15 protein-coding genes are annotated in these 23,219 nt (G+C 41.1%); 13 read left to right on the forward strand and 2 right to left on the reverse strand.

The features are described 5' to 3' along the window. Entirely contained in the window at positions 1-2,763 is a 2,763-nt protein-coding gene (locus tag J6O61_RS19475) for a carboxylesterase family protein (protein ID WP_330613775.1), read from the reverse strand. A 226-nt stretch (positions 2,764-2,989) separates the two neighbouring features. On the opposite strand from J6O61_RS19475, the gene J6O61_RS10515 reads away from it, so the two are divergent. After that, positions 2,990-4,585 (forward strand): glycoside hydrolase family 43 protein, encoded by a 1,596-nt coding sequence (locus tag J6O61_RS10515; protein WP_292212804.1) that lies wholly within the window; start codon positions 2,990-2,992, stop codon positions 4,583-4,585. A gap of 23 nt (positions 4,586-4,608) precedes the next feature. On the opposite strand, the gene J6O61_RS10520 is transcribed toward J6O61_RS10515, so the two are convergent. Beyond that, positions 4,609-5,565, reverse strand: coding sequence for a helix-turn-helix transcriptional regulator (locus tag J6O61_RS10520; RefSeq protein WP_292212807.1), 957 nt, complete (start codon positions 5,563-5,565; stop codon positions 4,609-4,611). Between the two features lie 323 nt (positions 5,566-5,888). On the opposite strand from J6O61_RS10520, the gene J6O61_RS10525 reads away from it, so the two are divergent. The 12 genes from J6O61_RS10525 (at position 5,889) to J6O61_RS10580 (ending at position 23,218) form a co-directional block, all read left to right on the forward strand. Then, positions 5,889-7,337 (forward strand): endo-1,4-beta-xylanase, encoded by a 1,449-nt coding sequence (locus tag J6O61_RS10525; RefSeq protein WP_292212810.1) that lies wholly within the window; start codon positions 5,889-5,891, stop codon positions 7,335-7,337. A 26-nt stretch (positions 7,338-7,363) separates the two neighbouring features. Further along, entirely contained in the window at positions 7,364-10,312 is a 2,949-nt protein-coding gene (locus J6O61_RS10530; protein ID WP_292212813.1) for an extracellular solute-binding protein, read from the forward strand. A gap of 26 nt (positions 10,313-10,338) precedes the next feature. Then, positions 10,339-11,277: a carbohydrate ABC transporter permease gene (locus J6O61_RS10535; protein WP_022772464.1), complete on the forward strand. Its 939-nt coding sequence runs from the start codon at positions 10,339-10,341 to the stop codon at positions 11,275-11,277. A gap of 1 nt (position 11,278) precedes the next feature. Continuing rightward, positions 11,279-12,142, forward strand: coding sequence for a carbohydrate ABC transporter permease (locus J6O61_RS10540; protein ID WP_292212814.1), 864 nt, complete (start codon positions 11,279-11,281; stop codon positions 12,140-12,142). A gap of 19 nt (positions 12,143-12,161) precedes the next feature. Next, entirely contained in the window at positions 12,162-13,676 is a 1,515-nt protein-coding gene (locus J6O61_RS10545; RefSeq protein ID WP_292193272.1) for a hypothetical protein, read from the forward strand. A 4-nt stretch (positions 13,677-13,680) separates the two neighbouring features. After that, positions 13,681-14,340: a Yip1 family protein gene (locus J6O61_RS10550; protein ID WP_074885443.1), complete on the forward strand. Its 660-nt coding sequence runs from the start codon at positions 13,681-13,683 to the stop codon at positions 14,338-14,340. 21 nt (positions 14,341-14,361) lie between these two features. After that, positions 14,362-16,959 (forward strand): DUF5696 domain-containing protein, encoded by a 2,598-nt coding sequence (locus J6O61_RS10555; protein ID WP_292212816.1) that lies wholly within the window; start codon positions 14,362-14,364, stop codon positions 16,957-16,959. A gap of 14 nt (positions 16,960-16,973) precedes the next feature. Then, positions 16,974-17,882: a carbohydrate ABC transporter permease gene (locus J6O61_RS10560; protein WP_022772457.1), complete on the forward strand. Its 909-nt coding sequence runs from the start codon at positions 16,974-16,976 to the stop codon at positions 17,880-17,882. After that, entirely contained in the window at positions 17,875-18,885 is a 1,011-nt protein-coding gene (locus J6O61_RS10565; protein ID WP_074885449.1) for a carbohydrate ABC transporter permease, read from the forward strand. The genes J6O61_RS10560 and J6O61_RS10565 overlap by 8 nt, the downstream gene beginning before the upstream one ends. Before the next feature lie 70 nt (positions 18,886-18,955). Continuing rightward, positions 18,956-20,446 carry an extracellular solute-binding protein gene (locus J6O61_RS10570; protein WP_292212819.1) on the forward strand — a complete coding sequence of 497 codons (1,491 nt, stop codon included), beginning with the start codon at positions 18,956-18,958 and terminating at the stop codon, positions 20,444-20,446. A gap of 61 nt (positions 20,447-20,507) precedes the next feature. Then, positions 20,508-22,172: an SGNH/GDSL hydrolase family protein gene (locus J6O61_RS10575; RefSeq protein ID WP_292212821.1), complete on the forward strand. Its 1,665-nt coding sequence runs from the start codon at positions 20,508-20,510 to the stop codon at positions 22,170-22,172. A gap of 209 nt (positions 22,173-22,381) precedes the next feature. Next, positions 22,382-23,218, forward strand: coding sequence for a GNAT family N-acetyltransferase (locus J6O61_RS10580; RefSeq protein ID WP_292212823.1), 837 nt, complete (start codon positions 22,382-22,384; stop codon positions 23,216-23,218). The last annotated feature ends 1 nt before the right edge of the window (position 23,219 follow it).

Genomic DNA, 23,219 nt, shown 5'->3' on the forward strand with positions numbered 1-23,219 from the left:
TTAATGCAAAATTTCTATAGAAGCAAGTGAACAATTCCCTGTGCCCTTGTATGTGAGATAGAGCGGATATGCTCCGTCTAATTTATCAAATGAGCCTTCAAAAGCAGTCCAGATATTTGAACCATGAGCGCTGATACTGCATATAGGTTCGCCGTCAAGAGCTGTTCTTACTTCAAATGAACCGTTAAAATATGCTCGTGTCTTTATACGAAGACCTGTGGCATTCTTTAACTCAAAATACTTAAAGCCAATAGTGGTTCCATCAACGATATCTTTGATGTAGCCATTGTTTGGTGTGTTGTCGCCGCCTTCCTGTACAACTCTTGGGGCGTTTGCTTCAACATATATTTTATGGTCATTGGTGAATATGTTACAAGCTATATATGACGGATATTCACCAACATCAGAGAGTGGTCCGCTGTTAAGTCCGCATGAAGTGATCTCTACCTGCTTTATGCTGCCATCTTTTTCAAAATGAATTTTTTCGGCGCAGCCCTGTCTGCTAAACCATGTGCCGTTTGTATGTCTATGGTAAAAGATATACCAATTACCGTCAATTTCTACAATACTTCCATGGTTGTTGGCGCCGTAAGCTGTAGCTTCTTCAGCTTCTTTATAGCTGTCAATGTGAAGGTCACAGTTACTTACGATAACGCCGCCATATGTGTATGGCCCGTAGATGCTCTTTGAAGTAGCGTAGCAGAGCTCATGCATTACTTCTGAAGAGTAGACAAAATAGTAAGTATCATCGCGCTTTCTGATAGAAGGTGCCTCGAAGAAAGCGTGTTTTTCAAAGCCTGTTCCTTCGCTGTAGCAATTGCCCGGAGCAATAAACTCCGGAGCTTTCTTTATTGTGAGCATGTCCTTATCAAGAACGGTGAGCATTGCGCCGTGCCTTGACTTATCCCCTTGTCCGCAGAATCCTGTGAAAAGAAATGTCTCATCCCCTTCAGTCAATACACCCGGATCAAACTGCGGCTCATCGCCTTTCTTGTCGCCGAGTTTTGTACCATCCTCATAGTGTACATATCCGTAGAACGTAAATGGTCCGACCGGAGTATCACTTACTGCAACAGATACAACGCTGACCTTGTCAAGAACGTAATACAGATAGTATCTGCCATCGGGACCAACAGTTACGTCAGGAGCATAGAGGCACATATGTCCGTCAGGGTTAAGTGGATCAGAAGTCTTTGGATAAATCACGCCCTCATATTTCCAGTTGCCGAGATCTTTGACAGGAGCAGACCAGCATACGTAATCACCAAGGCAGAAAGTTTCGCCCTGATAGAGGTCATGGGAACCATAGACATAAACTCTGTCGCCAAATACGTAAGGCTCCCCGTCAGGAATATACTCCCATGAAGGAAGATAAGGATTGACTGCCTGATTGCGGCTGTTTTGCCTTATTCCGCCTTCAAATTTTGGTGTGGCGCCTCTGCCAAGAAACTCCATTTCAAAAGGAGATACAGTTTTATAAGGCTCCCAGGTCGGCAAATCTTCGCCGTTAGGATTTCCTGTTTTTACAAAGTTTGCAAAGTAGCTACACATCTGATTTGCCAGATCAAAGTGTATTCCTTTATAAGGCCTGTGGCACATCCCAAGAGTGTTAAAGAAAAACCACAGATCGCATGAATGGAATGTTCCGGGATAAGCATCTCCTTTGTGACTGTCTCCGGGAATATCAGGATTGAATCTATAGTAATAGAACCTCTGATCTGCGTTATTTTTATTTGCGTCAGTAAATGTGCTCTTTACTGAAGACTCTACCATACTGATTCCATCAATGGTGAATTCATCTGCTGTGTTACCTGAGATAACAGGAACATTTGCACAATCTCTTTTTACAAATTTCTCAACAGGGTCGCCTGTGCAGAATTTGCCATCAACAATAGGATACATTCTAGGATGATCTTTGATGAATCTGTTGTAGCCATCAAGAAGTTCCCTGGAAGTAAGCCTTCTTGCTTCTTCAAGATCTTTTACGCCGAGAGATTCAAAGAATTTCTCGCCAAGGTCCTCGGCCTGTTCAAGATTAAGGGGCCTGAATATATCATCTTCTGCGTTTACATGTCTGATAATACCGCTAAAAATGGCAGCGCCCTTAATAATGTCACGGTTGCCATCGTGAGTAAGCTGGTGCATAACGCTTGATCCGCCGGCAGACTGTCCTGCTATTGTGATCTTTGAAGGGTCTCCGCCAAAAGCGGCAATGTTTCTGCTAACCCAGTGAAGACCTGCCTTCTGGTCAAGAAGACCAAAGTTTGCAGGTGCATCAGGATTTTCTTTTGTTATCTCTTTATGTGCCAAAAATCCAAAGCATCCAAGTCTGTAGGCTATGCTGACAACAACGATTCCTTTTCTTGCAAGAGCTTCTCCGTTAAATTCCATTTCAGCAGTGTAACCCCACTGAAAACCGCCGCCGTAGTACCATACTAAAACAGGAAGCTTCTCATCAGCTCTTTTGGCTGGTGTCCAGATATTTAAATACAGGCAGTCCTCGGACTTGGCGATGTCAGGATCTACGTGCCATTCTCTGTCGTAGAGCCCATCTCCGGTTCCTGGAGTGTCCTGATATGATATAGGGCCAAATTCAAAGGCATCAAGAGGTTCCTCCCAATCTTTACATGGCTGTGGAGCCTTGAAACGATTCTCCCCAATTGGTGCTTCAGCAAAAGGAATGCCTCGGTAAACAGTTACCCTCGGGTCATTGCCCGGAAGGCCATTAACAAGCCCGTTTTCTACGCGTGTTTTTCTAAGCATTTTATTATCTCCCCAATACATAAAATTATGTAAATACCCTACTCGTAATTTATATTTTTTTTAAGGTCTGTTCTAATCAAATATTGCTGGCAAATGTGTAAAGTTTGCTAAGTTTTAAGCTTTCGCAATTACTGGAATAAAATCAGCAACTTTTTGGTGGCTTGAAGAACTTGAATTCCTATATAGTTCTGTTTGTCAAACTCTTAAGAAGTAACAGGGAGATGCTATGAATAGGTTTAAATCATATAAAACCGGGAATCCTCTTATACAACTGTTTGCTGTAGTATCTGCGTTGTTACTTCTTGGAGGATGCGGAGATTATGAGGTGAAAAAACCATCCGGGGACCCTCCCGAGATGGTGGGGGAAAATTCAATGGAAGTATTAGACAGAGTGGAGATTATGAATAGCTACAAAAAGATAACAGATCACAATCCAATAATGGTTCAGAGATTCGGCGCAGACCCATATGCACTTGTTTATGACGGTCGCGTTTATATCTATATGACGGGAGATAAGTTTTCATATGAGCCTGATGGAAGTGTCAAAGAAAATACCTATGGAAACATAAATACTATAAATGTTGTGTCTTCTGATGATTTGGTAAACTGGACCGATCACGGAAGCGTTTATGCAGCAGGAACAAATGGCGCGGCATCCTGGGGAGCCAATTCCTGGGCACCGGCAGCAGCTTACAAGAAAATAGACGGCAAGGATAAGTTCTTTTTATATTTTGCAAATAATGGAAACGGAATCGCTGTACTGACAGCGGACAGCCCTGTAGGTCCGTTTACAGATCCTTTAAACGGACCGCTTATTTCAAGAGATACACCTACCTGCGCTGAAGTAACATGGCTCTTTGACCCGGCGGTACTTATGGATGATGACGGAGAGTGCTATATATATTTTGGCGGTGGTATTCCATCTAAAGAGAAAGCTTCAAATCCCGGAACAGCAAGAGTGGCAAAACTTGGAAAGGATATGATAAGCATCGATGGCGATCCAAAACCAATCGAGAATGTGCCATATCTTTTTGAAGACTCAGGAATAAACAAAATAGGAGGAGTTTACTACTATTCATATTGTTCTAACTTTGATGTTCCTGCAGGGGCAGAGTCAGAACTTGGTTTTTCTCAGGGCGAGATAGTTACTATGAAATCTGATTCTCCTATGGGGCCATTTGAGTTATGCGGCGGAGTACTTAAAAACCCTCAGGTTTTCTTTGGACAGGGCGGCAATAATCATCATTGTATGTTTGAATTTAACGGCGAATGGTATATTACATACCATTCCAGAATTCTTGAAAATGAAATGGGAATCCTTAAAGGATACAGAAGTACTAACATTGACAGTTTGATGCTGGGCGATGATCTTGGACCTGCGGCAAGCATTGGAACCAGACATGGAGTGGAGCAGATTAAGAGCTTTGATCCATATAAAGAGATACCTGCTGTAACTACGAGTAATATGGCAGGGCTTACAACTACTCAGTATGGTGAAGTTTCAAAAAAATACGGCTCCGGAGAAATGGTTCTGACAGGAATCCAGGATGGAGCATGGACAAGCCTTTCAGGGGTTGAATTTGGAAATGTTGGTGCGAGCGCTGTTGACGTTAAGGTTCTTGGGAGTGGAGAAGGATTCATAAGAATCTGCATTGATACTCCATCATCTGATGAAGTTGCTGTTGCGCATGTATCAGCAGATTCAAAAGAGCCTGTAACAATTCACTGTGAACTTGATGAAAAAGTAATAGGTAAGCACAATGTATTTTTCGTGTTTGCAGGTGAAGAATATCAGGTGTACTCTTATGAGTTTGTTAAGTGACTCCTAATATCAAAAGAAGTGTTTTATTTAACTCTTACATCTCCGCGCTTTTTGCCAAGGCCGCCGGAGTAGAGGGCACGGTACTCGCCGGGAGTACAGCCCTTTCTTTGTTTGAAGGTCCTATTGAAAGTTGAAATGCTTGAAAAACCTGCCTGTAGTGCGATATCAGTAATTGACAGACTGTCATCTGTCAGCAGCACTTCAGTAGCCTTGATTCTCTGATTTATCAGATAGTCATAAAATGTACAATTCATGTATTCCTTAAAGAGCCTTGAAAAGTGGAATTTTGAAAATCCGCTAAGGGCGGCTGCATCCTCAAGGGTAATGTCATATACATAATTGTTGTCTATGTAGTCGATGACAGAATTGAGCTTTTCAAAGTATTCGTGTCTCTTGACAGGAGTGCTCTCGGTGAAGAGATTAATCTTACTGAGATGATATCTTGAAAGCATAGTCATGATCTGGAAAAGATGTGAGTAAATTGAGAACTCATAGAACTCTGTCTTTTGGAAATATTCCTGCCAGATCATTGAAAAACTGTCATATATTTCATTGTATATAGGTGCATAGGTATCAGGTGTGATATGAATGCATTCCTGAAGCATCTGAATAAGGCTCGTATATCCTCTTAAAGATGAAAAAAAGTCAATGTCAAAAAGGCATACATATCGGCAACCTGTCTTGGGCGCGTGGAGAGCGTGAGATTTTCTGGGGGGGACGATAATGATCTCGCCGGGCATTACGTGGTGTGCGACACCGTCAACCTCAACATCATAATAATTCTCTATTGGAGAAATGATCTCCAAGGCATTGTGCCAATGAGATGAATAATCGCACGAAAGTTCGTTATACCATATTCTAAGTGAACTGTCTTTTGAGAAGATCTGTTTCTCGTTATTGTTGACAACGATTCTGGCTTTATAATCGGTATTTTGTTGATAGTATTCTAGCTTTACAGACAAGTCTTTCTTTGGTGACATAGCATAACCCTTCTAATAACAATAATTTATAAACGTTTAATTCATAAGTGATAATAACATTTCTTGCTAAGACTAACTTCTCAAAAATTGCTATTTTCTATTCTTTTCTGCTCATATTAGATAATACATTCTAGAACATCACCATGCCAATTGTGAAAAATGCACAAAAAACAAAGGGCAATTTCTGCCACCTAATCGCAATATCTGAATGTCGTCTGGCAACAACTGGTAAGCGAGTCAGGTCTGTAGCCTATATGCTATACATTGTCAACTTTAATATGATTTAGCAAAAAGTGATTACTAGAAAGCGGGGAGGAAAGTTGATGGTTAAGGGGAAGTATCTGGCAGTGATGGCTCTGGCAGCTGTAGTGGTATCAACATCAGCCTGCGGCAGCGTGAGCAGTGTATCTGCATCTTCAGCAGAATCCGGCATAGAATCCAACATAGAATCAAATACAGAGTCAGGTGCGGAAGCACAGGCAAAAGAAGTATCAAATACAGAAGCATCTGCAAAAGAAGATACGAATATAGAAGGAAGTACACAGATGAGTACAGAGCAGCAAGATGTGGTAAAAGAAATTCCGGCGCTTCGTGACGCAGTGGAGAAAAAAATGGGCTGCAGGATCGGATGCGCCATAACCGGAAAAGAACCCTGGGACTCAAAACTTTGGGATCTGGTAACAACTCACTTTAATGCAGTTACCCTTGGAAATGAATTAAAACCCGATTCGCTTTTTGGATACAGCGTAAGTAAATGCCCAGGAACAAAAGAGGCAGAACTAAACGGCGAAACAATTACAGTTCCTGTTCTTAATTACACGAATCCTGAAAAGATCCTGAACAAGATACTTAAATGGAATGAAGCAAATCCTGACAGACAGATAAAGGTAAGAGGCCATGTTCTTTTGTGGCATTCGCAGACACCGGAGTGGTTCTTCCATGTGGACTACGACAAGACAAAAGATTATGTGACAGCTGAAGAAATGGACAAAAGACTTGAGTGGTACATAAGAGAAGTCCTTACACACTTCACAGGCGACGGCAGTCCATATAAAGATCTTTTCTACGGATGGGATGTTGTAAATGAAGCAGTGTCAGATTCAACCGGAACTTACAGGACTGATACTGAAAGACCTGAAGAAGACCTTTTGGAAGACAGACACGGCGGCAATTCAAGCTGGTGGCATGTATATCAGAATGAAGACTTCATAATAAATGCTTTTAAATATGCCAACAAATATGCACCTGCAGACCTTGAGCTTTACTACAACGACTACAACGAATGCGATGCAAAAAAGAGAGAAGGAATCATCAAACTCCTTGAGAAAATAAAGGAAAATGAAGGAACTCCGGGCGAAGGAACAAGGATCTCGGCCATGGGAATGCAGGGACATTACAGCATGGAAGGCCCTTCAGCAGCTGAGATGGAAACATCAATAAAGGCTTACGGAAAAGTCGTAGGAGCAGTTCAGGTTACAGAGTGGGATTTAAGAGCTACAGATGGTTATGATGGAAGCCCTGAAGCAATGGAAGAAGAGTATGAGAAGCAGAGAAAGATCTACAACCTCATGTATTATGCTCTTCAATCCGCCAAGAACTCAGGCGTAAACATAACAGGCATGACTTTCTGGGGAACAATAGATACGCTTTCATGGCTTCAGTTCAGATCAAATGTAGGCGGTGGAAGCAATAAAGAGCAAAAACAATGTCCATTGCTTTTTGATGGAAATTACGAGCCTAAGCCGGCTTTCTGGGTATTTGCTCAAGAATAATAACTGTAAAAATAGGGACTAAAAACATGAACAAAACACTTAAAAAAGTTTTAATAGTTGTGGGAATCCTGGCAGTTATAGTATGCATATGCATTGGTCTTTCAAGCAGAAAGATCGAAGACTTCAGTGCCAAATATGCAGATGCCGATCTTACCGAAGAAATTGAAGGCATGGAAAGAGTTGGTGCCTACACCGGATATATAAATGAACATGCAAAAGATGCTTATCCACAGGAAAACGTGGAAGTCAGCATTTTTGATTATCAGTCAACAGGTGAGGTGTACAAAGAATCAGTTGCATCAAGAGATGGCGTTTTCACAGGAACCGGTTCAGAGATCACCTGGAACGTAAATGTTCCAACGGCCGGAATGTATCAGATAGATATCGACTACTACATTCCGGAATCCAGAGGCGTTCCTGCAGAGAGAACTGTTTTGGTAAATGGCGAGATTCCATTTGAAGATGCAAGAAACATTTCTTTTACCAGAATGTGGATGGACGGTGGAGAGAAAAAGATAGATAACCAGGGAAATGAGATCCGTCCAAGGCAGGTTGAGTACTTCGATTGGCAGAGTGCATTCTTTAGAGATGACATGGGATTCGTAGCTGAGCCTTATGTTTTCTACTTTGAAAAAGGTGACAACACTCTGACATTTGTAGCAGACAATGAACCTATGGTCCTTTCAAGGGTTGAGCTTTGTGGAGTAAAAGAAACACCGAGCTACGAGCAGTATATCGCAAGCAATCAGGGCAGTGAAGGAACAGAAGCTGCAAAAACTTATCTTGAAGTAGTTCAGGGCGAGGATTCAACATTAAGGTCAGAATCTTCACTTTATGCAAAATATGACAGATCATCACCTACAACAGTTCCAAACAGTGTTACAACAACAGTCCTTAATTACGTTGGCGGTGAGGCCTGGAGAGCTTCCGGACAGTGGATTGAGTGGAACTTTGAAGTACCTGAAGATGGTTATTACAACATCACGGTTAAGGCAAGACAGAATTATGCAAGAGGTTCTGTATCAAACAGAAGTGTCCTTATAGATGGAAAGATTCCATTTAAAGAACTTGAAGAAATCTCTTTTGCCTACAGTAATGACTGGGACTCAATGACACTCTCAGATGGAGATGGAAATCCATATAAGTTTTATCTTACAAAAGGAACACACAACATAAGACTTGAGGCAACTCTTGGTGGAATGGGTGCAATCCTTGAGGAAATGGAAGATTCAACTTACAGACTGAATCAGATATACAGAAGAATTCTGGTATACACAGGTGCAAGACCTGATGTGTACAGAGACTATCACATTGATACAACTTATCCGGAAATTATGAAGGCCATGGATCTTGAAGCAAAAAGACTTTACAAGATCGTCGATGATATGGTTGCTTACTCCGGACAGAAAGCAGATAACATCGCAACGGCGCAGACTATCGCGCAGCAACTTGAAAGATTTATAGAAAAGCCACAGAAGATCACAACAGAGTTTGTTACATTCAAGGACAACATAACATCTCTTGGTACAGCATCTCTTAAGATGAGTGAGACAAAACTTGATGTGGATTACCTGGTGATTTCAGGAACTGATGCAAAGGTAAAAAAAGATAAGGCTAACTTCTTTACTAAAGCAGGTCATGAGATAAAGTCTTTTATCGCATCATTCTTTGTGGACTACAACTCAGTTGGTGATGTTTATGATGAAAACTCAAGCGACAAAGTAGTTAAGGTTTGGGTACTCACAGGTAGAGACCAGGGAACAATCCTTAAGTCCATGGTTGATGATGATTTTACTCCAAATTCAGGAGTAAAGGTAAACGTAGAGATTGTAGATCCGGGAGCACTTCTTAATGCAGTACTTGCAGGACGAGGACCAAACGTAGTTTTATCAGTTGGTGCCGATCAGCCTGTAAACTACGCCCTCAGAGGTGCAGCAGAGGATATAACACAGTTTGATGGATGGGAAGAAGTTTTATCTCACTATTCAGAGAGTTCATATGAACAGTACAGACTTGACGGACATATTTACGGTATTCCGGAGACACAGGGCTTCAACGTAATGTTCTATAGAAAAGATGTACTTGAAGAGCTTGGTCTTGAGACTCCGCAGACATGGAAAGAGCTGATCGAGATGCTTCCTACGATTCAGGGAAATAACCTTTCAATCGGTATCCCGACAGCAGCAGGAAGTAGCGGAGCTGCAACAGCGTCAACATCGATCATGTCAAATGTGCCTGACCTTTCAATGTACTTCTCACTACTTTACCAGTATGGCGGAGACATGTACAACGAGGCGGGAACAAAGACAACGGTTAATACCGAAGCCGGAGTAAAGGCATTCGATGACTACGTAAGATACTTTAACGACTACGGAATCCCAACTATCTACGACTTTGTAAGCAGATTCCGTGCAGGAGAAATGCCAATAGGTGTAGCACCATATTCAACCTACAACACACTTATGGTTTCTGCTCCTGAAATAAGAGGTCTCTGGGACTTCACACTGATCCCGGGAACCGAGAGAGTAGATGCAAATGGTAAAAAATATATCGACAGATCAGACTTCATCACAGGAAGCGCAACAATGATGATCGCAACAGAGGATGAAGAGCTCAGGCAGAATTCATGGGAATTCATGAAGTGGTGGGCAAATGCTGATACACAGGTAAGATTCGGTAGAGAGATCGAAGCACTCCTTGGTTCATCTGCAAGATATGCAACAGCAAACAGAGATGCATTTGAGAATCTTTCCTGGAGCGCTGACGATATCAAAGTTTTGAGCGAGCAGTGGGACAACACAGTTGGTATCAGAGAAGTGCCCGGTGGATACTTCACAGGAAGACACATCTCAAATGCCATAAGAAAAGTAATCAACGAAAAGGTTGATTCCAGAGAGACAATCATCGATTACTCGATTCTCATTGACGAAGAGATCAAGAAGAAACGTATTGAGTTTGGTATGCCGGTTGAATAAAAACAAGGACCGATGGAGAACTGACAATGAAGGAATATCTGCAGAAGTATATAAAGCTTCGAAAGCATAATTTTACAGTGGCACTTAAAAAGGCCAAAAACCGCAAGATGTGTTATCTCTTTCTTGCTCCATATGCAATATTGTTCACTATGTTCTATGTGTTCCCTGTAGTTGCATCAATCTACTACAGCTTCACATATTACAACATCCTTGAACCGCCGAGATTTATCGGACTTCAGAACTACATAAGCCTTGTGCTTCAGGATGATATCTTCCTGATAGGTGTAAAAAACACACTGATGATAGCACTGATAACAGGGCCTTTGGGGTACATTCTTTCTTTCCTGTTTGCATGGCTTATAAATGAGCTTCCAAGATGGATCAGAAGTATAGCGGTAATTGTGTTCTATGCGCCATCAATTGCAGGTAACTGTTATGTTATCTTCTCAGTGTTCTTTAGAGGAGATGCTTACGGATACGTAAACGCTTTCCTGATGAGTGTGGGAATCATTGATGGTCCTAAGCTTTGGCTTATTGATCCACATTACATGCTTCCAATATGTATGCTGGTTATCCTCTGGATGAGTTTGGGAACAGGATTCCTTTCATTCGTAGCCGGACTTCAGGGCGTAGACAGAGCCCAGTTCGAAGCAGGATACATGGATGGAATAAAGAACAGATGGCAGGAGCTTTGGTACATTACACTTCCAAACATGAAACCTATGCTTATGTTCGGTGCAGTTATGTCAATCACATCATCCTTTGGTGTCGCAGATGTGACTATGGCTCTTTGTGGATATCCAAGTACAGATTATGCTGCACGTACAATTGTTACTCATTTGTTTGACTATGGTTTTTCAAGATTTGAAATGGGTTATGCCTGCGCAATAGCAACAATATTGTTCCTTATGATGATACTTTGCAACAAGGCAATCCAGAGTCTTTTAAGGAGAGTTGGAACTTGATATGAGCAAGAAGCTAATTAAGAAAAGAAAACCGAACAGATCAATTGCAGGAGATATAGCGCTTTACGTTTTCCTTGTACTTGTTGCCATAGTCATGGCTTTTCCGATCATATACGCAGTCAGCAGTGCACTTAAGCCTTTGGATGAACTTTTTAAATTCCCACCGAGAATTTTTCCTCAGCATCCTACGCTTGATAACTTCTCAGATTTGTTTGTAACAATGGGAAAATCCTGGGTCACATTTACAAGATACCTGTTCAACACAGTTTTAATCACATTTGTTGGAACAGCAGGGCACCTTATCATTGCCTCAATGGGAGCTTTCGTTCTTGCGAAATATGATTTCCCGGGAAACAAGGCATTTTTCAAACTTGTAACAGTAGCCATGATGTTCACAGGTTGGGTAACACAGATTCCTAACTACCTGATACTTAATAAACTCGGATGGATCGATACCTACTGGTCAATTATCATCCCGGCCTTCGCTTCACCAATGGGTCTTTTCCTTATGAAGCAGTTCATGGAAGGACTTCCTACATCACTTATAGAAGCAGCCAAAATTGACGGTGCCAATGAGTGGAAAGTATTTTCAGGAATAGTAATGCCAAACGTTAAGCCTGCGTGGATGACACTTATTATCTTCTCGGTTCAGGCTCTTTGGAACAACAAGGCATCAACATATATCTATTCAGAAGAAAGAAAAACTCTTGTATATGCCCTTCAGCAGATCCAGAGCGGAGGAATTGCAAGAACAGGACAGGGAGCAGCCGTTCTTGTTGTTGTTATGATCGTTCCAATCATTATCTTTGTATTCTCTGAGAGCCAGATTCTTGAGACAATGGCTAGCTCAGGTCTTAAAGATTAAAGCGAAAGGTCAAGGCGATATGCGTAAAAAGAATTTATTCATAAGAACTTTAGCAGCATTCATTGGTGTATCAGTTGTGCTTTTCCAGCCTGTTACGGCCTGCGCAGAAGAGAAACACTACACATATAACTACGATTATTGGGGAGACGTTCAGGAGAGTCCTGATCTGTATTCTGTCAGCAAAGTACTCACATCTTCAGAGCTTGGACTTGACGTCAAACTTAAAAATCCTCAAGGACTGTTTGCTGTCGGCAATTCTCTTTATCTGTGCGATAGCGGTAATAACAGGATCATAGAACTGAACAGAGTATCACCTGAGAAGCTTGAAGTTGTAAGAGTTGTAGATTCAATAAAAGGCGGAAGCGGACCTGCGACCTTTAACAATCCCACTGATATCTCAGTTTCGGAAGATGGAAATATCTTCATAGCAGATCAGGGAAATGCAAGGATACTCAAGGTTGATAAGGATTTCAACTATCTGATGGAATTTATCAAACCCACAGATAATACCCTTGATCCTGCCCTTGTTTTCCAGCCAAATAAACTGGTAGTTGATACAGCTGAAAGAGTTTACTGCATCGCATCCGGAATAAATAAAGGTCTTGTAAAGTACGAAAATGATGGTACTTTTTCGGGATTTGTAGGAGCGACACCTGTTAGCTTTGAGTGGACAGATTATATATGGAAGAAACTTGCTTCTCAGGAACAGAGAGCAAAACTTGAGTCATTCGTTCCTACAGAGTATGAAAACATCTACATGGACTATGAAGGTTTCATATATGCAACAAAAGCCCGTACGGAAGATCAGGCAAGATCAGATGAGAATGCTGTAAGAAAATTGAACCTCATGGGTGACGATATTCTGGTTTCCAACGGCAACTGGTCAGTGGGTGGAGATCTTTATCTTGGATCCGGCGGTGGATATGAAGGACCTTCAATCCTCACAGATGTAACAGTTATGGACAATGACATCTATGTGTGCCTGGACAGAAACAGAGGAAGACTTTTTGCATATGATGACCAGGGCAGAATGGTATTTGCTTTCGGTGGAAACGGTAACATGGATGGATACTTTAGAAGACCATCAGCAATTGAGCACATCGGCCATGAGCTTTATGTTGTAGACAGCCTTGACTGCTCGATAACATCCTTTGTTCCTACTGAATTTGGAAATCTGGTATACAGCGCAATAGAGGAATTCGACAAGGGAAATTACGAAGCTTCCGGTAATTACTGGCAGCAGGTAATGGACCAAAACGGCAACTACGACCTTGCTTATATCGGAATCGGAAGAGCACTTCTTCGTCAGGAACAGTACAAAGATGCTATGAAGTACTTCGAACTTAAGTATGACAGAGAGAATTACTCAAAGGCATACAAACAGTACAGAAAAGAGTGGGTTGAGGCTCATATCGGATGGATAGTAGCAATTATCCTCATACTTTTCCTTGTGCCTCTTACCATAGGAAAGATAAAGAGTATCAAGTGGCAGATTGATAATGCTGACATATTCAAAGTAGAAGAAAACAGGTGAAGCTATGATAGCAAATGTTAGAGAAAACCTTACTCCAAAGGAAAAATATATAGATTCCCTTAAGTTTGCACTTTACTGCACGACTCATCCTCTGGATGGATTCTGGGATCTTACTCATGAAAAAAGAGGTACATACGCAGCAGCGAATACAATACTTGCCCTTGCACTTCTTATAAGAATACTGAAGCTTCGCTATACGAGCTTTCTGTTTATGGAAGTTTACTGGGAAGATCTGAATATTTTCATGTATCTGGCAAGTATAGTTTTCCCGCTTACGCTCTGGGTACTTGGAAATTGGGGACTTACAACACTGTTCGACGGAAAAGGAAGACTTGGACAGGTCTACATGGCAACATGTTACGCATTTACTCCATACGTCCTGATACAGTTTCCGCTCATGATATTCAGTAATTTTGTAACGGTTCAGGAAGCGGAATTCTACTCGGTTGTAAGCTTATTATCATTAGTTTATTCAGCTCTTTTGATAATAGCGGCAATGGGGCAGATCCACGAGTATTCTGCAGGAAAGAACTTATTGTTCGTTGTAGCAACACTTTTTGCAATGCTGGTAATGATATTCATCCTGATGATCTTCTTTAGCATGGTCGCTCAGGGAATTGCATATTTCATTTCCCTGGGAAAAGAATTGATGTTCCGAATGTAGTAATAACAAGAGGTGACGGATTTGAAGACAGAGAATAAGAAACCAAAAAATATATATGCAGGCGCGATCCTGACAACTATAGTAAAGCATTTGCCCTCGATTATTCTGGCTTTGATCATAGTTATTGCAGCCATATTTGTTATTAACTACAAGCCTGTAGCAGAGGAAAAAGAGCTGGTTCAGCCCTATACATTTGAGGGAGACGACACACCGGTTGTAGTAGATAACGGTGAGTTGAAACTCACCATGGATCCTTTGACAACAGCTTTCGAGCTTGAGGTTAAGGATTCCGGAAAAGTATGGCGCTCAAATCCTGCTGACGTTTTAGAGGATACGGCAGCTCTTGATGATCAGAAGACATTCCTTCAGTCTCCACTTGTTATGTCATATTCCATAACACAGGGACTTGAGACAACCTACAGCACTTTTGGCTATAGCACAAACAACGGAATATACGAGATCGTTCCGGGGGACAATGAGATAAGGGTCAACTACTCCCTTGGTAATGTAGAAAAAGAATATGTGGTACCGCCGGTTATCACTGAAACAGAGATGAATGACTGGCTTTCAAAGATGGATAAGAAAGAAGCTGATCTTGTTAAGCAGTACTACAAGAAATACGACATCAACAAGCTCACAGCAAAGGACAACAAGGATGAGCTCTTAGCAAATTATCCAAGCATGGAAAATGAAGTTATCTACGTTCTCAGAAGCGGAACAAAAGAAAACGTGAAAAAAACCATCGAAGAAAAGTTTGCAGCGGCTGGTTATACATATGAGAACTTCCTTGCAGACAAAGAGCTTGATCTTTCAGTCAAGACTTCAGAAAACCCTGTGTTCAATGTCAGCGTAGTTTACAAGCTCGAGGGAAAAGATCTGGTGGTAGAAGTTCCACTTAAAGACCTTGAGTACGACAAAGAAACACCTATCTATACAATAACTCCTCTTCCATATTTTGGAGCAGGCGGTCCAAACGATAAAGGATTTATGTTTGTTCCTGAAGGTGGCGGAGCAACAATTAACTTCAACAACGGTAAGACTTCACAGAGCAGTTATTACACAAATGTATATGGCTGGGATATGTGCCTTTCAAGAGATGCTGTAGTACACAACACAAGAGCATATTACGGTGTGTACGGTGTATCTGAAGGAAATGATTCTTTTATCTGCATCCTGGAGGAAGGAAGCCCATACGCATCTATTCAGGCAGACATTGCAGGAAAGAACCACAGTTACAACTACGTAAATGCAAAATACAGTATCTGTCAGAGAGAAAAATATGATGTAGGCGATATCGCCAACTCAGATATTTATGAATACATAAAAGAGTTACCTGATGAGACTCTGACTCAGAGGTACACCTTCGTAAATTCAGGAGATTATGTGGACATGGCCAAGTGCTATGGCAAATATCTCCAGGACAAGTACGCAGGATATATGGACCTTGTTAGCGATGAAAGCACTCCTGTTGCTATTGAAATGGTAGGAGCCATCGATAAGGTTAAGCAGGTTGTGGGTGTTCCTGTATCAAGACCACTTAAGCTCACAAGTTATAAAGATGCAGCAAATATAGTTGAAGACCTTAGTGCAAACGGCGTTTCAAACATGAAAGTAAAAATGCTTGGCTGGTGTAACGGCGGTGTTCAGCAAAAGATACTTAGGAAAACAAAAACAATTTCTGATCTTGGAAGCAAAAAAGACTTAAAGAACATGATAGCTTCTGCTGATGAAAAAGGAGCTGAAGTATACCTCAACGGTGTAACAGAGTATGCATATGACAGCAATCTTCTTGATGGATTTTTCTCTTTTAGAGATGCAGCAAAATTCATAAGTAAGGAAAGAGCTGAGCTTTACAATTACAGCCATGTAACTTATGCACAGAGGGAAAACACAGATAACAACTACTTCCTTCTTCACACGGATCTTTCAAAGAAACTGTCAGATGTACTTGTAAAGAGCAGTAACAGTCTTGGCGCAGGTGCCTGCTTTGAAGACTTGGGAATGGATCTTTCTTCTGACTTCTCCAGAAAGAAGACCTACAGCAGAGAAGCTGTAAAGAACCTCCAGGTTGAGCAGCTTAAAGGATACGCAGATGGCGGATCAAAGCTCATGATAAACATGGGTAACGATTATGCAATTCCTTTCTGTTCCATGGTTACAGAGATGGATTTAAGAGGAAGTGAATACACAATCCTTGATGAATGTGTTCCATTCTTCCAGATAGCAGTTCACGGAAGAGTTGATTATACAGGCAATCCAATAAACATTTGCGGTAATGCTGAAAACGAAGTTCTATATAGCGCTGAGTATGGAGCAGGCCTTTGCTTCTCATTTATGGAAGAGAGTTCTTTTGCCACTCAGAAAACTCTGTACACAGATTACTATGGTTCAACATATGATTCCTGGAAAGACAAGATGCTTGGTATCTACAACAGATACAATGCAGAACTGGGACACACATTCAATCAGGAAATGGTTGGACATAAGAACTTAAATTCAGATGTTTCATGTACAGAATATGCAGATGGAACACAAGTATATGTCAATTACGGTTACAGCGACTTTACTACCGATGAAGGCGTAAAAGTACCGGCAAGAGACTATATCGTTAAGAGATAAGGAAGGCATCCTTTATGAGTAAGCAGAAAAATAAACTGGCAGGATTACAAAAGCGAAAAGCCATATCGGGATATTGTTTCATATCACCATTTATTCTTGGTTTTTTGCTGTTCATGATAAAACCTCTTTTTGAATCCTGTTACATGAGTTTTTGTAACGTTGATCTGTCAGCAGGAAAGGTTACAAAGACATTTTCAGGAATTACCAATTACATATTTGCGTTCAGGGTTGACCCGGAATACAACAGGCTTTTGTGGGAGGAACTTTCAAGAATGATGGTTTACTCACTGGCGATCATAGTATTCAGCTTCTTTGTGGCACTTGTACTGAATCAGAAATTTAAAGGAAGAGCCCTGGTAAGAGCAATATTCTTTTTACCTGTTATCCTTTCATCCGGCGTGATCGTAGGACTTGAATCAAACAACCAGCTCATGGCAAATCTGGCACAGAGTATTGAACAGACAACAGAGGGTGTGAGTATTACAGGAGCTCTTGAATCAATACTTAGAACAACAGGCGTCGGTGTGAGAGCTTTTGAACAGGTATTTGAAGTCATAGATAACATTTACGATGTGGCACTTGCTTCCGGAATTCAGATCATCATCTTTTTGTCAGGTCTTCAGACAATCTCATCAAGTATGTATGAAGCTGCTGATATAGAAGGATGTACAAAGTGGGAGAGTTTGTGGAAGATAACATTTCCGATGATAAGCTCATTGTTCCTTGTTAACTGGATCTACACAGTTGTTGATTTCTGTATGAGATCAGATAACGGAGTAATCGAAAAGATCCAGAAGGTAATGATCGAGCAGCAGCAATATGGAAATGCTTCAGCAATGTCATGGATCTATTTCATCCTGGTACTTGCATTTGTGGGAATAACATCATTCTTTATTTCTAAGAGGGTTTACTACTATGACTAATGTAAAAACAAATAGTGCCTACGCAAAGCAGAGCTTTTGGGAGAGGAACAAACAGTCCGGAGGATATCTGCTTAGAAAAGTAATAGGAGAAAGAGCTGTAAGCATTATAAGATTCATTCTTCTTTTTGGAATGTGCTTCATGATCATTCAGCCGATCCTGAATAAAATATCTGTCAGCTTCATGACAGAGCAGGATCTTTATAATCCGGTTGTTATCTCGATCCCTGAGCACTTTACAACAGCTAACTACAGACTGGCAGCAGAGCTTATAAGTTTTAAAGAAGCGCTTTTTAATTCAACTCTTATATCACTTACGATCGCAGCGCTTCAGATTGCAATGTGCACATTGGTTGGATACGGGTTCGCAAGATTTGAATTTCCATTAAAGAAATTCTGGTTTGCATGTGTGATACTTGTTATCCTCATTCCGCCACAGACAATTGCCAGCTCACTCCATCTGCACTTCAGATTTTTTGATGTACTTGGTCTTTCACAGCTCATAACAGGTCAGACTATTAACCTGAGGGGGTCAAAACTCCCATATTATCTTATGAGCGCTGGATGCATGGGACTTAAGAATGGTCTTTATATCTACATGATAAGGCAGTATTTCAGAAATATCCCTGGGGATCTGGAAGAAGCCGCTTATGTAGATGGCTGCGGAACATTTAAGACTTTTATCAGGATCATGCTTCCACAGGCAAAGCCAATTCTTACATCATGTTTCCTCTTCGCCTTTGTTTGGCAGTGGACAGATGGATTTTATTCAAGAATGTTCCTTGGAAATACAAAGCTTATAAGTACAGGTCTTTCAAGAATTGTGGATAGTCTCGGAGCATATATTCAGAGAATAAACGGTGTAAAAACAACAATTTCAATAGCTTATTCAAACTGTATTCTCGCAACGGGAACACTTATGATCATCGTTCCGCTCATTGTTCTGTATCTTTTTGCACAGAGAGCATTTGTTGAGAGTATCAGTAGTACAGGTATCAAGATGTAAGGTTCCACCCGGACAATAAGTCTGGATAACAATAATATTACCTTAGGGGGTAAAGGAGGATTTTTAGAGTATGAGAAAGTCTCTAACAAACAAAGCAACAGCCGTTATTACAATGGCAGCTATGCTTTTTAGCATGGCAGCTTGTGGCTCACAGGAAGCAGCACCTGCAACAACTGATTCTGCTCAGCCAGAAGCAAACACAGAAACAGCTACAGCAGAAGCTACTACAGAGGCAGCTGCCGAAGCTACAGAAGCACCATCTGATGAATATGATCCATATCAGGTAATCACAGATGCAAGCGGCAACCCAATTGACCTTGGCGGAATGGAAATCATCATCCGTGACTGGTGGTCATCAGAGGAACCTGCAGCTCCTGCAAATGATTATGAGGAAGCACTTCAGGAGTACAGAGATTGGATTCAGGAGACATACAACTTCACTATCAAATCTCAGGCATTTGGTGACTGGGGTTCAACACCTACAGATTTCGTAGATTATGCTACAACAGGTGGCGACGAGAACTATCTCTTCACACTTCGTGATGACCCAGCTATCACATCAGCTATGGCTAATGGCCTTATGTATGACCTTGCAACACTTGACTGCCTTGATTTCAATGACATTAAGTTCCAGAGAAACAAGCTCCATGAGCAGTATTCTAAAGGAAACAGCATCTATGCTATGTTCGCTGGATATTCAGAAGCACGTACAGGTGTATATTTCAACAAGAGACTTCTTAAGGATGCCGGAATCGATCCTGAGTCACTTTACGATATGCAGGCTGACGGAACATGGACATGGGATAAGTTCGAAGAGCTTATGCAGAAGGTTCAGCAGGATAAGGACAACGATGGTACTGTAGATGTTTGGGGCCTTACACTTAACGAAGGTAACATGACAACAGCAGCTGTATTCTCAAATGGTGGATCATACATCGACAAGGATGCAAGCGGCAAGTATGTATATAACCTTGAGTCTCCTGAGACACTTGAAGCTCTTGAGTGGACAGTAAACATGTTTACAAACTATGACATGCCAGATCCAGAGGGCGCTGAGTGGGATTACTACAAGGAAGCATTCATTAATGGTATGGCAGCATTCATGGTCGATGATGAGTACTGCGCAACACCTGGTAACTTCCTTGAGGATATGCAGGATGAAGTTGGATTCGTTATGTTCCCTAAGGGACCTAAGATGGACGACTACATCAACGTTTGGACAAACAACCCAATTGCTATTCCAGCATGCTATGATGCAGACAAGGCTTGGAAGCTCGCATTTGCATGGAACCTTTATACAAACGCTCCTTCAGCTGAGTACCTTGATTACAACGGATATCTTTCAACAGCCAGAAATGGTGTCTTTGATGAGAGAGCAGTTGATGAGACAGTTACTATGATGACAGAAAAGGGAACAATTGCTTACCATGGAATGATTCCTAACCTCAGTCTTGGCTCAGACTTTGTATGGAACATTGGACCTGGCGTAGTTGTTTCAGAGCAGGTAGAAGCAATCCGTGACACATGGAAAGCTTATGTTGACGAGGCAAACGCTCAGTAAATCTGTTGGGGGTCCTAAGGCCCCCAAAGATCCGACTAAGAAAAGACCTTACTTTTTCATAATGCAGGGTAAAGAAATTTTTGGAGCGCCTCAGCCTGATGGCGGAGGCGTTCAATTTCTTTATATGGACTGTGGAAGGCTTATAGATGCAGCCAGATTATCCGGAAATATACAAGATGAATATATGCTGGATTTATTAAAGACATCGCAGGGATTTAAGACAGTTGTTCACAGCATAGGCGTCAGCGTATCTGGGAGAGATTCAAAAGAACCTGTGAGATTTGTACTTGAAATGTATCCAAACCATCCGGGAGAAAAAGCAACACAGATTAAAAAAGATCTTTTTATGGATGGCATGGAGACGGTTATAAATCTTGAAGATATTGACTTTGAACCTTCCGATAAAGAGGTTGGACAGATCAGATTCGAATTTGGAACATCAAAAGTCCAGGGAGATGCTGATGTAAGATTCTACTTGAATCAGGGATTCATAGCACCGGTTCAGCCTATGGAGCAGATGGTGGATTTTAATTCTTCCGGATACAGAAAGATGATTTCAAAAAGTCTTATGCATGTGGGTAATACTGTCAGGCTGGAAAAGGTTTTAAGTAAGGCAGGGAGTGGGGAGAATGTTACACTTTCTTTTATTGGGGGATCTATTACACAGGGAGCCGGAGCTATACCATTAAATGAAAAATGTTATGCCAGAGTTTTTGCACAGAGTTTTGAAAAAAAGTATTGCAAAGGTGGCAAGGTAAACTTCATCAAAGCCGGGGTTGGAGGAACTCCTTCTGAGCTGGGGATGATAAGGTTTGAAAGAGATGTCCTCAGGGACTATGCAGAAAAGCCGGACCTCATTGTTATTGAATTTGCGGTAAATGATGAAGGTGATGAGACCAAGGGAGTCTGCTATGAGTCTTTGGTAAGAAAGGCACTGTCTCTTCCATGGAAGCCGGCAGTAGTATTACTGTTTGCAGTATTTTCTTTTGACTGGAATCTTCAGGACAGATTGGGGCCTGTAGGAATAAGATATGATCTTCCTATGGTGAGTGTCCTGGATGCAGTAACAGAGCAGTTTAAACTTCTTCCGGAAGATGGAAGGGTTATATCCAAGAATCAGTTCTTTTATGATGTATACCACCCAAGTAATCTTGGCCATCAGATAATGAGCGACTGCCTCATAAATCTGATCGACAGTGTCAATGAATCAAGGGATACTTCATATGAAGAAGATGATAAACTTCCATGCCCGGTAATAGGTGGGGACTTTGAGAAAGTTGAACTGCTTGATAAGAAAGAGTTAGAGGCTCTTAAAAGGAAATACAAAATTTCAAAGCTTGAAGCAGGGTCTTTTGAGGATGTAGATAAGGATCTGCAGCTTGTGGAAATGGATGAAGAGATTGTCCCAAAGCCTGAGTTTCCGGGTAACTGGGCATATAATGGCAAGGACACCGATGTCAAACCATTTGTAATGAATATCAACTGCAGTAAATTACTACTTGTGTTCAAGGATTCAGGAAGTGCACTTTTTGGCACAGCGGAAGTTTTTGTGGATGAAAAAAAGGTAAAGGATGTCAATCCGTTAGAGGTTGGATGGACACATTGTAATGCTGTAATAATTCTCAATGAAGAGAAGAACAGACAACATAAAGTTGAAATAAAAATGGCAAACGGCATGAACGATAAGAAGTTTACAATTCTGGGGTTCGGAGTTGTGAGAGAATAAAAAACGGGGTTGTGAAAAATGAGTAATCATTTTCACAGCCCCGGCTTTTTTGTGTACACCCGGCATCGTGCGCTTTTTTTTAGGCTGTATTTATTTCAATTTTCATCATAAAAAATTTATGTTTTATTAATATTTGGTAATTGGCAGATGCGGACGCGAATATGATAAAATATGTACGATTAACAATATAGTCATCGAAGGGAGTTTACATGAGTGACTATAAGATTTATCCGGTTTTGGCAGATCAGGTAAACAAAGTTGATTCGCTTCTTTTACCTGAAATAGTAGAGGCTTTAAAGAGAAAGCTGCCAATAACAGCTTTTGTTGCTGTGGATAAGAATACAGCAGTGGGTGCTATTGCAGGCTTTATTGATGGGGATACTTTTGAAATCAGATCACTCTATGTTATTCCGAATCACAGAAAAAAAGGAGTAGGAACAGCTCTTATAGACAAGCTTGAGGAAGTTTTAGAGAACATAGGTGTTTCAATTGGCATCAGTTATACTCTCCAAAATGACGACAATGAAACGCTATGTCCTTTTTTTATTCGGAGGGGGTTTATAAAGGATAAAGTTTCATATCCGATGTATTTTATCGGTGAGCTTAAAAATGTTCAAATTGATGAAAAATATAACTATGATAAGGGCAATAATATACTTTCTTTTAATAGTGTAAGGAGTAGCCTTTTGAGAGCGGCCTCCAATGAGGCTTTTGAAGAGGGGAAACCGGTTCCTAATGGGGGACTTATTTCCTTAAATGTTGAAAAAGACATAAGTTTCTGCGTGGTAGATGACGGAAGGATTGAAGCCTATATCACACTGGAAAAAGTATCAGACAATATGCTGGAGGTAACAGCGCTCTGGTCAGGATTAAAAGAACCGATGATACTTATGCGCATGTTATCAAAGCTCTTAAAAACTCTAAAGGATAAATATAATCCGGATACAAAGATTGCAATGCTGGCCCTTAATCAAAAATCAGGGAAAATAATAGATATTCTTTTTACTAATGTTCGCCTCTGCTCTCACAGATTTGTAAAAGTATAGA

It is taken from the genome of Butyrivibrio sp., assembly GCF_017635265.1.
Classification (GTDB): domain Bacteria; phylum Bacillota; class Clostridia; order Lachnospirales; family Lachnospiraceae; genus Butyrivibrio.

Excerpts from the sequence above, each read along its gene's own strand:
- J6O61_RS10545 (WP_292193272.1), top strand. The coding sequence starts at position 12,162 with ATGCGTAAAAAGAATTTATTCATAAGAACTTTAGCAGCATTCATTGGT.
- J6O61_RS19475 (WP_330613775.1), bottom strand. The coding sequence starts at position 2,763 with ATGCTTAGAAAAACACGCGTAGAAAACGGGCTTGTTAATGGCCTTCCG.
- J6O61_RS10575 (WP_292212821.1), top strand. The coding sequence starts at position 20,508 with ATGCAGGGTAAAGAAATTTTTGGAGCGCCTCAGCCTGATGGCGGAGGC.
- J6O61_RS10520 (WP_292212807.1), bottom strand. The coding sequence starts at position 5,565 with ATGTCACCAAAGAAAGACTTGTCTGTAAAGCTAGAATACTATCAACAA.
- J6O61_RS10565 (WP_074885449.1), top strand. The coding sequence starts at position 17,875 with ATGACTAATGTAAAAACAAATAGTGCCTACGCAAAGCAGAGCTTTTGG.
- J6O61_RS10540 (WP_292212814.1), top strand. The coding sequence starts at position 11,279 with ATGAGCAAGAAGCTAATTAAGAAAAGAAAACCGAACAGATCAATTGCA.
- J6O61_RS10580 (WP_292212823.1), top strand. The coding sequence starts at position 22,382 with ATGAGTGACTATAAGATTTATCCGGTTTTGGCAGATCAGGTAAACAAA.
- J6O61_RS10515 (WP_292212804.1), top strand. The coding sequence starts at position 2,990 with ATGAATAGGTTTAAATCATATAAAACCGGGAATCCTCTTATACAACTG.
- J6O61_RS10570 (WP_292212819.1), top strand. The coding sequence starts at position 18,956 with ATGAGAAAGTCTCTAACAAACAAAGCAACAGCCGTTATTACAATGGCA.
- J6O61_RS10550 (WP_074885443.1), top strand. The coding sequence starts at position 13,681 with ATGATAGCAAATGTTAGAGAAAACCTTACTCCAAAGGAAAAATATATA.
- J6O61_RS10525 (WP_292212810.1), top strand. The coding sequence starts at position 5,889 with ATGGTTAAGGGGAAGTATCTGGCAGTGATGGCTCTGGCAGCTGTAGTG.
- J6O61_RS10535 (WP_022772464.1), top strand. The coding sequence starts at position 10,339 with ATGAAGGAATATCTGCAGAAGTATATAAAGCTTCGAAAGCATAATTTT.
- J6O61_RS10530 (WP_292212813.1), top strand. The coding sequence starts at position 7,364 with ATGAACAAAACACTTAAAAAAGTTTTAATAGTTGTGGGAATCCTGGCA.
- J6O61_RS10560 (WP_022772457.1), top strand. The coding sequence starts at position 16,974 with ATGAGTAAGCAGAAAAATAAACTGGCAGGATTACAAAAGCGAAAAGCC.